Raw genomic sequence first — 13,628 nt, 5'->3', positions numbered from 1 at the left:
ATCATCGCCGAAGCTAGAGAGCCGATATGCAAGCATCCAATCGCCGAAACGACCAAACCGCCCACATATCTCTTCAGATTTCCATCAATGTCAAAGAGCGTGGAAAAACCTTTCAGGCGCTGATTTCTCAGCCATTCCTTCGGGCCATTTCCGATTTTTCGCTTCGGCGCTTCCGGTCGTTCAACCCGTCCCGCGTCTGCATCCCGTCGCTTCCGCTTCGGTGAGGAGGCTTCTAGGCCCGGGCACCAAAACCCGCAAGGGCAAAAAAGCATGAAGTTGCGAAAAATTCACGAAACCGTCGCAGAAGCCCTTGTTTCATTGGTATAATTTTTGCGCCTTTCCGCCTCACAGCGGCAGGATGCCCCCCTGATACGTCACCTTTCCGGCGCAGATCGTCAGGGCGATGGCGGTCTGGCCGAGTCGCTCTGGCGGAATCGCCTCGATGTCACCGTCGATCACCACAAGGTCGCCGCCCAGACCCGGGCGCAGCGTGCCACAGAGGTCTTCAATATGCGCGGCCCAGGCGCCCCCCGCCGTATAGGCATGCAGGGTTTCCATCAGGCTCAGCCGCTCATCCGCAGCGCCCTCATAGGGGGCACGGGTCAGCGCGCCCTGCAAGCCGCGCAGCACCGAAACATCCGTCACCGGCCAGTCCGAAGCATAGGCAACCGGCGCGCCGTGATCCTTCAGCGTCCGCCACAGATAGGCATCGCGGCGACGCTGCGGCGCAAAGCCCACGGTCATCGTCGGCTCCAGCGGGAAATCCATCACCCCCGGCGGGTGGGGAGGCTGCACGCTGGCGGTGATTCCCAAAGCGCCAAGGCGCGGCACGTCGGCGCGGTCGATCAGCTCGATATGCTCGATCCGGTGGCGGGCATCCGGGCGGCCATTGGCGCGCAGGGCGGCCTCATAGCCGTTGATGGTCTGCCGGACCGCGCCATCGCCAATGGCATGCACCGCGATTTGCAGCCCGCGCCGGTCGGCCTCGATGCAGATCGCGTCAAACTGCGCGGGCGGGAACAGCGGCGCGCCGCGTTCGCCGGGCGCGCCGGGATAATCGTTGATCATATAGGCGGTGCGGCTGTCGATCACCCCATCCATGAACATCTTCACAAAGCCCGCGCGCAGCATGTCGCTGTGATAGTCGGCGCGCAGGGCCTCGGCCCGGTCCAGCTCCGCAAGCTCCATATGCGGCTTCATATGGAAGGGCACCTTCACCCGCGCGGTCAGGCGGCCCTCGGCCTCCATCTCGGCCAGAAGGGCGCAGGTATAGCGGTTGCCATCCATATTCACCATGCTGGTGATGCCATGCGCCGCGCAATGGGCCAGACCTGCCGCCACCTTGCGCTTATCGGCCTCGCGCTGCGCGGCCGAGGGCCAGGGCTCCGGCTCGCCCCCCGTGGCGATGCCCAGTTGAAGATGCGCCTCGCCGCCCAGGGCCAGCACCGGGCCAAAAGCCTCGAACTCGCGCAGCTCGCCGCTGGCCAGACCATCGGCCCCCATCACCACCACATGCCCATGCGGCATCTCGGCGCCGTGCAGCAGACCCGCCGCCTGCAAGGCCGCCGTATTGGCCCAGACGGTGTGATGATCGGGCGCCATCATGGCAATCGGGCGATCCGCGATCACCGCATCCAGATCGTGACGGGTGACCGGATGCGCCAGAATGCCATATTCCGCCCCCTGCGCCAGCAGCACCGGCGCCTCCGGGTGTTTCTCGGCATAGGCTGCAAATGCCGCCTTCAGATTGTCGAGCCCATGCAACCCGCCCAGCTGCAACTGCGTCAACTCGGCACCGCCCAGCACCAGATGCAGATGGCTTTCCACAAAGCCCGGCAGCACCGTGCGCCCGCCCGCATCAATCACCCGCGTCTCCGGCCCGGCCAGAGCGGCCATGCCTGCCGCCGTCCCCACCGCCTGCACGCGCCCCGCGCGGATCGCCACCGCCTCGGCCCGCGGGCGCCCGGCATCCATCGTCAACACCTTGGCATTGGTCACAATCAGATCGGCCTGCATCGCGCGCCCTTTCATCTGTTCAAAAATATCCCGGGGGAGTCGCGCCGAAGGCGCGGCGGGGGCAGCGCCCCCCTTACGCCGCCTGCCCCTCGGCGATGGCGCAGAGCATCTCGAACATGATCGACACGCCCAGAAACGCCGTCCCGCCCGAGGGGTCGAAGGGTGGCGAAACCTCGACCAGATCGGCCCCCACGATCTTCACCCCGCGCAAGCCCATGGCCACCTGCAAGGCCTGCCACGAGGTCGGCCCGCCCACCTCCGGCGTGCCGGTGCCGGGCGCATAGGCGGGATCGACGAAATCAATATCATAGCTGACATAGGTATCGGCGCTGCCCGCCCGGCCCCGCGCCTCGGCCATCACATCCTCCACGCCCCGGGCATGGAACTCCTCGATCGGAATCACCCGGATGCCCACGGCCCGCGCGAAATCGCGATCCTCATTGTCGTAGGCGCTGCCGCGAATGCCAATCATCGTCACCCGGTTCGGGTCCAGCAATCCTTCCTCCACCGCGCGGCGGAAGGGGGTGCCATGGGTATACATCGTGCCGCCGAAATAGCTGTGGAACAGGTCGGTATGGCTGTCGAAATGGATCATCCCCAGCGGGCGATCCTTCGCCAGCGCCCGCAGGATCGGCAGGCTGCACAGATGATCGCCCCCGGCGGTCAATGGGATGATGCCCTTGGCGCGCACCTGCGTATAAAACGCCTCCATCCGCGCCAGACTGTCCATCACATCCGCCGGGTTCGGCCCCACATCGCCCAGATCGGCACAGCGCACCATCTCGAACGGCCGCGTGCCCGTGACGCCATTCTGCGCCCGGATCATGGTCGAGGCATCGCGCAACTGCCGAGGGCCATGGCGCGGCCCAGGGCGATTGGTGGTTCCGCCATCCCAGGGCGCGCCGATCAGCCCCACCTGCACCTCACCGATGCGCGGATGGTCAAGACCCACATGCGGCAGCCGCATGAAGGTGGGCACGCCCGCAAAGCGCGGCAGGTCAAAGCCGGAAACCGGGGTAAAGAACGCGTCCTGAGCCATCGAGCGCTGCCTTTCGCGAATTTGATCAGATCGCAGTCAAACACCGCGCCCCGGCAAAGTCATGCCCGAAAACGACATATCTTCCGGCGCGCCGCCGCAGGGCCTTGACCCTTCACCGCCCCTGCGCCTTCATCGGCCAAAGCCTCCAAAGGACAGTTTCCATGACCGAATCGCCCCGCCCCCCTGCCGGCCGCTCCCTGATCGGGCCGGATGTCGTGATCACCGGCGATATCGGCTCGGAAGGCACGGTGGAGATTCTGGGCCGCATTGATGGCAAGATCGCCGCCCGCACCGTGGTGGTGGGCGCCGAGGGGCGCATCACCGGCGCCATTTCTGCCGAAACCGTTGATCTGCGCGGCCAGCTGGAAGGGCAGATTTCCTGCGCCGCCCTCACCCTGCGCTCGGTCGCCCAGGTGCGCGCCGATGTGAATTACCACAATGTCAGCATCGAAAGCGGCGCCCAGATCGAGGGCCAGTTCGTGCGCGGCAAGGCCTGACGCGCGCTACTTCGGCGGGATCGAATAGGTCAGCGAGGCCCGCGCCACGGGCTCAGGCGTCCCGTCGGACTGGATCAGCACATCCCCCACAGCCAGCACGCGGCCCAGCTTCAAAAGCCGCGTGCGCGCGATCAGGTCGCGCCCGGCTGCGGGTTTGCGCATGAAGTCGATGTTGCAATTGGTGGTCACCGCCAACGCCACCGGCCCCAGCCGATGCAGGATCGCCAGATAGATCGCCACATCCGCCAGCGCGAACATCGCCCGGCCCGAGACCGTGCCGCCGGGCCGCAGATGCCGCTCGGCCACCACCAGCCGGATCACGCATTCCTCGCCCGCGGCCTCCACGACGAAATCGCCCGCCACCTGCGGAAACTCGCGCCCCAGAAAGGCCTGCAACTCGGCGACATTCATGGCTTTCCTCCGTTTTCTCCTGACGCTAGCCTTCTGCCAAAGCGGAGGAAACACAAGATGGCCAACCCTGATCTGCCCGACAGCCTGATCCTGACCGAACGTCACGGCGCGGTGACGCGGCTGGTGCTGAATGCGCCGGGCAGCCTGAATGCGCTGTCCGATGCCATGCTGGCGGCTCTGACCGGGGCGCTGGACAGACTCGCGCAGGATGCCACCACCCGCGTCGTCATCCTCGCCGGTTCGGGCAAGGCCTTCTGCGCCGGGCATGACCTGCGCGAGATGCAAGCGGCCCGAGCGCAATCCGACAAGGGGGCCGCCTATTTCCTCGACCTGTTCACCCGCTGCGGCGCCCTGATGCAGCGCCTCCCCGCCCTGCCCCAGCCGGTGATCGCCGAAGTGCATGGCATCGCCACCGCCGCAGGCTGCCAGCTGGTTGCCAGTTGCGACATGGCGGTCGCCGCCGAGGGCGCGCGCTTTGGGGTGAACGGCGTGAATATCGGCCTGTTCTGCTCCACCCCCATGGTGGCGCTGACCCGCAACCTGCCGCGCAAACAGGCGTTCGAGCTGCTGACCACCGGCGCATTCATCGAGGCCCATCGCGCCCGCGAGCTGGGTCTGGTGAACCGCGTCGTCCCGCCCGAGGTGCTGACCGCCGAGACCCTCGCCCTGGCGCAAACCGTCGCGGCCAAGCTGACCGCCGCCGTCAAGATCGGCAAGCGCGCCTTCTACGATCAGATCGGCCTGCCACTTGAGGCTGCCTATGCCCAGACCGCCGCGGTCATGGCCGAAAACATGCTGTGGCGCGACACCGAGGAGGGCATTCAGGCCTTCCTCGAAAAACGCGCCCCCGATTGGCAAGACCGGGGCTGACACCCCCGTTCATCTTGGCCCAAATATCCCGGGGGAGTCGCGCCAAAGGCGCGGCGGGGGCAGCGCCCCCTCACTCCGCCGACTGCACCGCCCGCACCAAGGCCTCCGGCAAGGCGAACTCCGCCAGCAGCCGCGCCCGCGCCTCGGCCGACATCTTGCGCGCGGTCTTGGCGACAATATCCACCATGTCGAGATCAGGCTCCGCCGCCGCGAACCCCGCGAAATAGTGGCGCACGAAAACGAAACAGATCACGTCCTCCAGCGCCTGCACTTGGCTGTCGCGCTTGATGCCTTCCTTGCGCAGCAAGACGCCCACCCGCTCTTGCGCGTCAAGGTCATAGCCCGCCGCCGCCATGATGCCGCCCACCCGCGCGGCATGGCGGCGGGCCTGTTCGCGGCGCCAGGCGAAATAGCCCACCTTGCCCTCGGGATATTCCTTGCGGGGCAACAGCCAGCGCTCCACATGCTGCCCCCGCGCCGCGATGCGCAGCACGTCATCGGCCTGCGGGAACCGGCGCTCCAGCTCTGCGCTCATCCGCTCGCCATTCAGCAGCGCCGCCGGGCGCCCGTCTTCCAAAGTGGGGTCTGCGGCATTCGCCGCGTCGATGGCCGCAAGGGCCGCTGCCAGATCTGCCATGCGCCTCTCCTGTTTTGCCCCAGACTGCCAAAGCCCGCCGCAAAAGGAAAGCGCCGCCCCGGTCGGGGGCGGCGCTTTGGTCATTCGGCCACGATCAGCTTGGGCTTGGCCTCGCCCGGCGGCGGGCGGCGCTCCAACTGGCTGACCCGCGCCTCCAGATCGGTGAGGCCCTCGGTCAGCGCCTCGGGCGGCAGCACCTCGGCCTCGCGCTCTTTCTGGCCCACCAGACCGCGCGTCAGCCGCCCGATCAGCGCAGAGAGATCATCCATGATCAGATAGAAGGCCGGCACCACGATCAGGCTCAGCACGGTGGAGACGATGATCCCGCCGATCACCGCCGTTGCCATCGGGGCGCGGAAGGCCCCGCCCTCGCCCACCCCGAGCGCCGAGGGCAACATGCCCGCCGACATGGCGATGGAGGTCATGACAATCGGCTGCGCCCGCTTGTGCCCGGCCTCGATCACCGCCTGAAAGCGGTCCATCCCGCGCGCCTGCATCTCGATGGCGAAATCGACCAGCAGGATGGCGTTCTTGGTCACGATCCCCATCAGCATCAGAATGCCGATCATCACCGGCATCGACAGCGCCGATTGCGTGATGATCAGCGCCGCCGCCACCCCGCCAATCGCCAGCGGCAGCGAGAACAGGATGGTGAAGGGCTGAATGACCGAGCGGAACAGAAGCACCAGCACCGACAGCACCAGCATCAGCCCCATCAGCATGGCATTGCCAAAGCTCTGGTTCATCTCGGCCTGAATCTCGGCATCGCCGGATTTGGTGATGCGCACGCTGGGCGGCAGCTTCAGCCCGTCGATGGCCGTCTGGAAGGCGGCATCCGCCGTATCCAGCGCCACCCCCACCGGCAGGTTCGCGCCAATGGTGGCCTTCCGCTCTCGGTTCAGGCGCTCCACCATGGAGGGGCCCTGCGAGATGGTGATCTCCGCCACCGCGTTCAGCGGCACGGTGCCGCCGGTCACGGTGGGCACTTTCAGCGCCGCGATGCGGGCAATGTCGCCCCGCGTCGCATCGTTCAGCCGCACCCGCACCGGGATCTGGCGGTTGTCCACCGTCAGCTTGGCCAGCGCCGCGTCATAATCGCCAATCGTCGCCACGCGCACCACATCGGCAATCGCCGCCGTGGTCACGCCCAGCCGGGCCGCCTCTTGCAGCTTGGGTTCGATATGCAGCTCGGGGCGCGGCAAGGCCCCCGAGGAGGCCACATTCGCCAGATCGGGGTTGCCCGACAGCGCCGCCTCCAGCTGCGCCACCGCCGTGTTCAGGTCCGCCTCGTCCGAGGACAGCACCGAATAGGACAGATCCCGCTCGCCCCGGTCGTTCAGCTTGGTGATGCGGGCATCGGGAACGGCGCGCAGCAGATCAAAGATTTCCGCCTCGATCACGTTTTGCGGCCGCTCGCGCCCCTCCGATGCCACATCGGGCACGATCAGATTCACCACCGGCACGGCATTCGCCATCTGGCCCAGCTTGTGCAGCAGCGAATGGTCCAGCTTCTCCAGAATCACCGCGATGGAGGCGCGGCGCAGGTCCAGATCGCCGGTGGGCGAGGTGCCACCCACGATCAGGATGCGCTCCACCCCTTCCACATCCTTGATCAGCTCATACATCTGATCGGTGGCGCGCTCGGTTTCATCCAGCGTGGTGCCGGGCGGCAGTTCGACTGACACCGAAATCCGGCTGACATCCTCGGGTGGCATGAAGCTGCCGGGCACTTGCACCATGAAGAATACCGACACGATCAGCGCCACAATGGCCCCCAGCAGCGTCAGATAACGCGCCGGGATGACCCACAGATGGCCCGCCGTGGTGCGCCGCACCACCTCCATGTAGCGCGCCATGAACCAGCCGTCTTCATGGCCGTCGCCATGGCCCACCGCATCCTTGGCGCGCATCAGATAGGCCGCCATCAAGGGCGTGATCAGCCGCGCCACCAGCAGCGAGAAGGCCACCGCAATTGCCACCGTCATGCCGAATTGCCGGAAATACTGCCCCGGAATGCCGGGCATGAAGCTGACCGGCACAAAAACCGCGATGATGGTGAAGGTGGTGGCAATCACCGCCAGCCCGATCTCGTCCGCCGCGTCAATCGCCGCCCGATAGGGCGATTTTCCCATGCGGATATGGCGGGCGATATTCTCGATCTCCACGATCGCATCATCCACCAAGATGCCCGTCGCCAGCGTAATGGCGAGGAAGGACACAAGGTTGAGCGAGAAGCCCAGCAGATCCATGATATAGAAGGTCGGAACCGCGGACAGCGGCAGGGCCACTGCCGTGATCAGCGTGGCGCGCCAGTTGCGCAGGAAGGCCAAGACCACCAGCACGGCCAGAGCGGCACCTTCTATCAGGGTGTGAAGCGCGCTTTCATAATTGCCATAGGTATAGAACACCGTGTCATCGACCAGCTCGATGCCCACGCCGGGGTTTTGGGCGCGCAGCGTGTCCAGCGCCGTATTCACCGTTTCCGCCACCGAGACCTCCGAGGCCCCCTTGGCGCGGAACACGGCAAAGGTCACCACCGGATCGCCGTTGAAGCGCACAAAGCTGCGCAGCTCCTCATAGGTATCGGATATCGTGCCCAGATCGGTCAGCCGCACATGGCGCCCGCCACCCACCGAGATCATGGTGTTCGACAGGGTCTCCACGGTCTGCGCATTGCCCAGCGTGCGGATCGACTGTTCGGTGATGCCCAGCTCGGCCCGGCCCGAGCCGATATTGGCATTGGTCGCGCGCAGCTGCGCCGAAACCGCCTGCGCGGTGATCCCCCAGGAGCCCAGCTTCACCGGGTCCAGCTCGATGCGCACCTCGCGGTCGGCCCCGCCGTAACGATCCACCCGGCCCACACCGGGGCGGCCCTGAAGCGCGCGCTTGATCGTGTCATCCACGAACCAGCTCAGCTCTTCCATCGTCATGTCGGGGGCCGAGACCGCGAAGGTCATGATCGCCTGCCCCTCGACATCGACGCGCGAGACGATGGGCTCATCCACATCGGCGGGCAGATCGCCGCGGATCTTGTCGATGGCGTCCTTCACATCCTGCACCGCCTTGTCGGTCGGCACTTCCATGCGGAATTCGACAAGGGTCTGGCTGTTGCCATCGGAAATCTTGGTGGTGACATTCTTCACCCCCGCGATGCCCGCCACCGCGTCCTCGACCTCCTTGGCGACCTGGGTTTCCAGCTCGGCCGGGGCGGCGCCGCCCTGCGAGACCGACACCGCGACCAAGGGCACGTCGATATTGGGGAAGCGCGTGATGGGCAGGCTGTTGAAACTTTGCCAGCCCAGCACCATCAGGATGAAAAAGACAAGGATCGGGGCAATCGGGTTGCGAATCGACCAGGCAGAGAAATTCATGGCGCGCCCCTCATTGCGTCGCGGTCAGGACGGGGTTGATATGATCCCCGTCACGCACAAAAGCGCCCGCCTTGGTCACGATCTGGTCGCCCTCGGCCACGCCTTCGGTGATCTCCACCCAGGCGCCATCCCGAATGCCGGTTTTCACCACCACTTCGCTGACGATCCCCTTGGCATCCACCTTGCGCAGGATGGCGCCTTCGGCCGTTGACCCGACCGCCGAGACCGGCACGGCCAGCGCATCACGCTCAGCCACCAGAATTTCGGCATCGGCATACATGCCCGACCGCACCGTGCGGGCGTTTTCGATGGCGATGCGCGCAATCCCGAGCCGGGAGGTGGAGTTCACCCCCGGCTCCACCAGCCGCACCTTGCCGCGCAACGGCTCGGCATTGCCGGCGGTGCGGATCAGCGCCGCCATCCCCGGTTGCAGCCGCACCAGATCGGCCTCGGCAATCTCGGCCTTGGCCTCCAGCGCGCCGTCCTTCATCAGCACGAACATCGGCGTGCCAGCCGCCGAAGCCACCGCCCCGATTTGCGCATTGCGCGACAGAACCTCGCCCGCCACCGGCGCCACCACCTTGGTGCGGGTCAGGTTCAACTCCACATTGGCCAGCTGCGCCTCGGCGCTTTCGACCTGAGCCTGCGCCGATTCCAGCGTTTGATGCGCTGCTTCGGCCCGGGCCGCGCTGGCCGTGGCCGTGGCCAGCGCCTGATCCAGCGCCGCCTGGCTGGCATTGCCGCTCTTGTTCAGGGCCTTGCTGCGCTCGGCCACCCGCGCCGCCTCATCGGCAGAGGCGCGCGCCTCCAGCACCCCGGCCTCGGCCTGCGCGACCGAGGCACGGGCCGCAGCCAGCGCGGCCTTCAACTGGCTGCGGCTGAGTTCCAGCGTCGAGGTCGAAAGCGTGGCCAGCACCTGCCCCGCCTCGACGAAATCGCCCGCCTCGGCCTCCAGCGTCTCGATGGGCTGGCCTTCGACCAGCGGCTGCACCAGCACCTCCTCCACGGCGCCGACCAGCCCGCCCGCGATCACCCGGTCGCGCAGATGGCGCATCGACACCGCCGAGACCGAAATGGCCGGCGCCGCAGAGGACCGCTCGGCGGGCGCGCCCTCCGTCTCCGTCCCGGTTTGCGCCCCGACGGGCAGGGCCGACAGCGGCAAGGCAGAGATCAACAAAACAGTCAGAATACGCATGGCTCTACCTTTCAGCCCGGGCAGACGCGACCTCGGACAGGATCACGTCGATGATACGAAGAATGAGGTGCAGCAGCCCCTCGCGATCCGGGCGCGAGGCATCCAGCCGCCCCTGCATCGCGGTGGCCTTCACCATCATCACCAGCAGGCTGGCATGATGGCAGAAACGGGCCTCCGCCTCGGCCAGAGGCAGGCGGGTGACATGGCTGAAGGCGCGGGTCAGAAAGGCCGTCACCTCGGCCTCCTTCATGCGCACCACGGCGGCAATTTCGGATTTGCGGGCAGCAACGGCGTTGATCTCGGCCCAAAGCGGGCCATCCACGCAGCCGCCGCATTCCTCGGCCACGCGCTCATGCAGGGCCTGGCGCAGCGCGGCCAGCGGATCGGGGGCGCCCAGCACCTCGGCGAACTTGGCCTCCACATCGGCAATATCGCGGCGGATCATCGCCTCGACCATCGCCGCCTTGGAGGGGAAATAGCGATAGAAATTGCCCACGCTCATGCCCGCCGCACGCGCCAGCTCCTGCATCGAGGCGCCGTCAAAGCCCTTTTCGGCAAAGGTGGTGCGGATGCTTTGCAGGATTTCGGCTTCGCGCGCCTCGCGCGGATCGGGCGGCGCCGTGGAATGGGCAAGGCAGAAGGCCATCAGACACCCGCAGATTGACGGAATGAACGTTCATTCACAGCAATGCCAGACCTGAACCATTTGGTCAATCAAATTGCTGTTTCGGTCAATATACGCAGGGAAAGGCGGGGCGGATCACTCCGCCCGCCGGGCCTTCATTCCGCGCGGGACAGCGGGCGCCCCTCGGCCCGCGCCTCTGCCCGGCGCCATGCCTCTTTGGACCAAGCGAAAGCCAGCATCAGCGCAATGCCGCCACCGATCAGCGCACTGTCCAGCGCCAGGCTGGGCGGCGAGATCGCCTTGATCCCGTTGCAGGTATAGCACAACACCACCCCCAGCCCGAACACCGCCAGGCCGTTGCGCCCCAGCAGGGCAAAGGGCGCGGCAAAGCGGCTGGCGCAGGCCCGGCGCAGCCAGGGCCAGCAGGACAGCACATAGGCCAGCGCCAGCGCATGCAGCAGGCGCGGCATCGTCAGATAGGTCTTGTCAAAGCCCAGCACGAACCACGGCGTATGAAGCGCCTCCTGCACATGCCACATGCCCCGGCCAAACCATTCCTGCGCAGGCTTGCCCGCCACCGGAATATTCAGCGCCACAAAGGCCGAAACCGCCATGAACAACAGGCAGGCCACCACCAGCCAGCGCTTCACCGGCACCAGACGCTCGCCCCGCTTGATGGCAAGGCCGGTCAGCAGGCCGATGATGAACAAAAGCTGCCATGTCAGCGGGTTGAAGAACCAGCCGCCCTTGTTGGGAAAGCTGGGAATGTTGATCCACCATTGCGCCGCCACGCCGTAAACCAGCACCGAGACCACCAGCAGCCGCCGCGGCGCACGATGCGCGCACCACAGCATCACCGGCCCGGCAAACAGCAGGGCGGCGTAAAGCGGCAGGATATTGGCATAGCCAAGCTGATGGCTCAGCAGCGGGATGCCGACCAGCGCTTGCAGCGGAAACTTGTGCAGCGCCGTCACCGCATTGCGCTGCATCAGCGGGAAATACCCGCCCCAATAGGCAAAGCCCGCCGACAGCGCGATGGCAATCATCGTGGTGACGATATGCACCTGATACAGCGCCCAGACCCGCCGCCACATCTTGCCCACGCCCGGCCAATAGGGGCCGGGACCGGCAAAGAACTTGCCATAGGCCAGCCCGGCCGCAATGCCAGACATCAGCACAAAGCCCTCTGCCGCATCGGAAAATCCGAAATTGCGGGTGGTGATGTTCTCGTAGATCGTGCCGGGCGTGTGGTTGATGAAGATCGAGATCAACGCCAGACCGCGCAGCACGTCCAGCCGCAGGTCGCGCACCGAGCGCGCGCCGCCCATCGCGGTTCCCTCAGGCCCCGACATGCGCGGACCCTGTGGTGGCCGGGGCTTCCGTCATGGCGTGCATCTCGCCCTCCCATTGCCCGAGGATCTCGCGCTGACGGCGCATCACCGGGGCCTCCTCCAGATCGGTCGGCGTCAGGAACAGCCCACCGCTGGCCTTGCGCGAGGACCAGCTGATGATCAGCGGGGCCAGCATCATCGGCACCAGCACGGGCAGCATCCACACCACCAGCCATGGCGCCAGATACCACGTTGCCGCAAGGCTGACCACGCCGGTCCAGACCACCCAGTGACTCGCCGCCCAGGCCTCGGCCAGGCTCAGCCGGGCATCGCCGCGATTGTTGGTGGGCCAGCCGCCATCGCGGCCCAGAATCACCTGAAACACGCTGCGCGTCTGATAGCACAGCAGCACCGGCGCCGAGATCGAGGAGAACAGCAGCTCCGCCAGCATCGAACCGAAGGCCCGCAGCGCCCCGCCGAAGGTTTGCGCCCGCCCGCTCATCGCCGCATGCAGCGCCACGGCGAATTTCGGCAGAATCAGCAGGCCAAAGACCCCGATGGCCAACCCGATGGCCTTGGAGGTTTCGGCCTGCGGGAAGATGGGGAAGGGCCAATAGGGTTCGGGAAAGTAATCGGGCGCGGGCGCGAAGAAGGGCGCCGCCACCGAGGCCAGCATGAAGCCGATCCAGAACAGCGGCGAGATATAGGCCATGATGCCCTGAAAGAACACGAAGCGGCTCCAGGGCAGCAGGCCCGGCGCATGCAGCAGCCGCACATGTTGCAGGTTGCCCTGACACCAGCGGCGGTCGCGCTTGGCATGATCGACCAGATTTTCCGGGCCTTCCTCGAAACTGCCCTGCAAATCGTCATCCAGCCGCACCCGCCAGCCCGCGCGGGCCAGCAGCGCCGCCTCGACGTAATCATGGCTCATGATATGGCCGCCAAAGGGCGGCTTGCCGCGCAGCTCGGGCAGGCCACAGCTTTCGGCAAAGGCGCGCACCCGGACGATGGCGTTATGGCCCCAGAACGGGCCAGACCGGCCCTGCATCATGGCAAGCCCGCGCGCAAAGATCGGCGAGTGGAAAGCGGCCGAAAACTGCATGGCGCGGCCAAAGCGGGTTTCGGCGCGCGTCACCACCGGCAGGGTTTGCAACAGGCCGATGTCGGGCTCGGCCTGCATGCGGCGCGCCATCTCGACGATGGTTGCGCCCTCCAGCAGGCTGTCGGCATCCAAGATCAGCGCCAGCTCGTAGGCGCCGCCGGATTTCATGATGAAATCCTCCACATTGCCGGCCTTCTTGCCCTTGTTGTCGGTGCGGCGGCGATAGAACATCCGCCCCTCGGCCTTGCGGTCCTGCACCAGCCGCAGGAACCACAGGCGTTCCTTGGCGGCGATGCCCTCATTGCGGCTGTCCGACAGGATGGCGAAATGGAACAGATCGCCAAAGCCGGTGGCCTGAAGGCTTTCATCCATCGCTGCCACGCGGGAAAAGGTGGTCACCGGGTCTTCGTTATAGACCGGCACCAAGATCACCGTGCGCTCGCTCAGCGGGCCTTGCAGCTGCACCCGCGGCGGCAGCGCCTCAGTGGTCAGCCCCATCAGCCCCTGCACCGCCCCCCAGGCCAGCCACCAGGT

At 66.4% G+C, this 13,628-nt stretch carries 11 protein-coding genes; 2 read left to right on the top strand and 9 right to left on the bottom strand.

Features of this window, described 5'->3' with window-relative positions:
- Positions 1-345: 345 nt before the first annotated feature.
- On the bottom strand, positions 346-2,031 hold the full coding sequence (locus JNN06_RS05220) for an amidohydrolase (protein ID WP_291238536.1): 1,686 nt from the start codon (positions 2,029-2,031) through the stop codon (positions 346-348).
- 58 nt (positions 2,032-2,089) lie between these two features.
- Positions 2,090-3,055 carry an agmatinase gene (locus JNN06_RS05215; RefSeq protein ID WP_291238535.1) on the bottom strand — a complete coding sequence of 322 codons (966 nt, stop codon included), beginning with the start codon at positions 3,053-3,055 and terminating at the stop codon, positions 2,090-2,092.
- 161 nt (positions 3,056-3,216) lie between these two features.
- Between JNN06_RS05215 and JNN06_RS05210 the strand changes: the two genes are divergently transcribed.
- A complete protein-coding gene (locus JNN06_RS05210) occupies positions 3,217-3,552 on the top strand; it encodes a polymer-forming cytoskeletal protein (protein ID WP_291238534.1) in 336 nt (111 codons plus the stop codon).
- Between the two features lie 6 nt (positions 3,553-3,558).
- Here the strand turns inward: JNN06_RS05210 and JNN06_RS05205 are convergent, their stop codons facing one another.
- Positions 3,559-3,963, bottom strand: coding sequence for a PaaI family thioesterase (locus tag JNN06_RS05205; protein ID WP_291238533.1), 405 nt, complete (start codon positions 3,961-3,963; stop codon positions 3,559-3,561).
- A gap of 57 nt (positions 3,964-4,020) precedes the next feature.
- Between JNN06_RS05205 and JNN06_RS05200 the strand changes: the two genes are divergently transcribed.
- Entirely contained in the window at positions 4,021-4,833 is an 813-nt protein-coding gene (locus JNN06_RS05200; RefSeq protein WP_291238532.1) for an enoyl-CoA hydratase, read from the top strand.
- A 70-nt stretch (positions 4,834-4,903) separates the two neighbouring features.
- On the opposite strand, the gene JNN06_RS05195 is transcribed toward JNN06_RS05200, so the two are convergent.
- The 6 genes from JNN06_RS05195 to mdoH form a co-directional block, all read right to left on the bottom strand.
- Positions 4,904-5,470 carry a DUF4202 domain-containing protein gene (locus tag JNN06_RS05195; protein WP_291238531.1) on the bottom strand — a complete coding sequence of 189 codons (567 nt, stop codon included), beginning with the start codon at positions 5,468-5,470 and terminating at the stop codon, positions 4,904-4,906.
- Between the two features lie 80 nt (positions 5,471-5,550).
- Positions 5,551-8,841 carry an efflux RND transporter permease subunit gene (locus JNN06_RS05190; protein ID WP_291238530.1) on the bottom strand — a complete coding sequence of 1,097 codons (3,291 nt, stop codon included), beginning with the start codon at positions 8,839-8,841 and terminating at the stop codon, positions 5,551-5,553.
- Positions 8,842-8,851: 10 nt separating this feature from the next.
- Entirely contained in the window at positions 8,852-10,036 is a 1,185-nt protein-coding gene (locus JNN06_RS05185) for an efflux RND transporter periplasmic adaptor subunit (protein WP_291238529.1), read from the bottom strand.
- Positions 10,037-10,040: 4 nt separating this feature from the next.
- Positions 10,041-10,682 (bottom strand): TetR/AcrR family transcriptional regulator, encoded by a 642-nt coding sequence (locus JNN06_RS05180; protein ID WP_291238528.1) that lies wholly within the window; start codon positions 10,680-10,682, stop codon positions 10,041-10,043.
- 134 nt (positions 10,683-10,816) lie between these two features.
- Positions 10,817-12,013, bottom strand: coding sequence for an OpgC family protein (locus tag JNN06_RS05175; protein WP_291238527.1), 1,197 nt, complete (start codon positions 12,011-12,013; stop codon positions 10,817-10,819).
- Positions 12,000-13,628 (bottom strand): glucans biosynthesis glucosyltransferase MdoH (gene mdoH, locus JNN06_RS05170; protein ID WP_291238526.1); only part of this gene is annotated, 1,629 nt, incomplete at its 5' end. The genes mdoH and JNN06_RS05175, both read right to left, overlap by 14 nt.

This window comes from Gemmobacter sp., assembly GCF_016792925.1.
Taxonomy (GTDB): Bacteria; Pseudomonadota; Alphaproteobacteria; order Rhodobacterales; family Rhodobacteraceae; genus Gemmobacter.
Note: the sequence above shows the minus strand (reverse complement) of the source record. Positions and strands in the feature narration are given on the sequence as shown.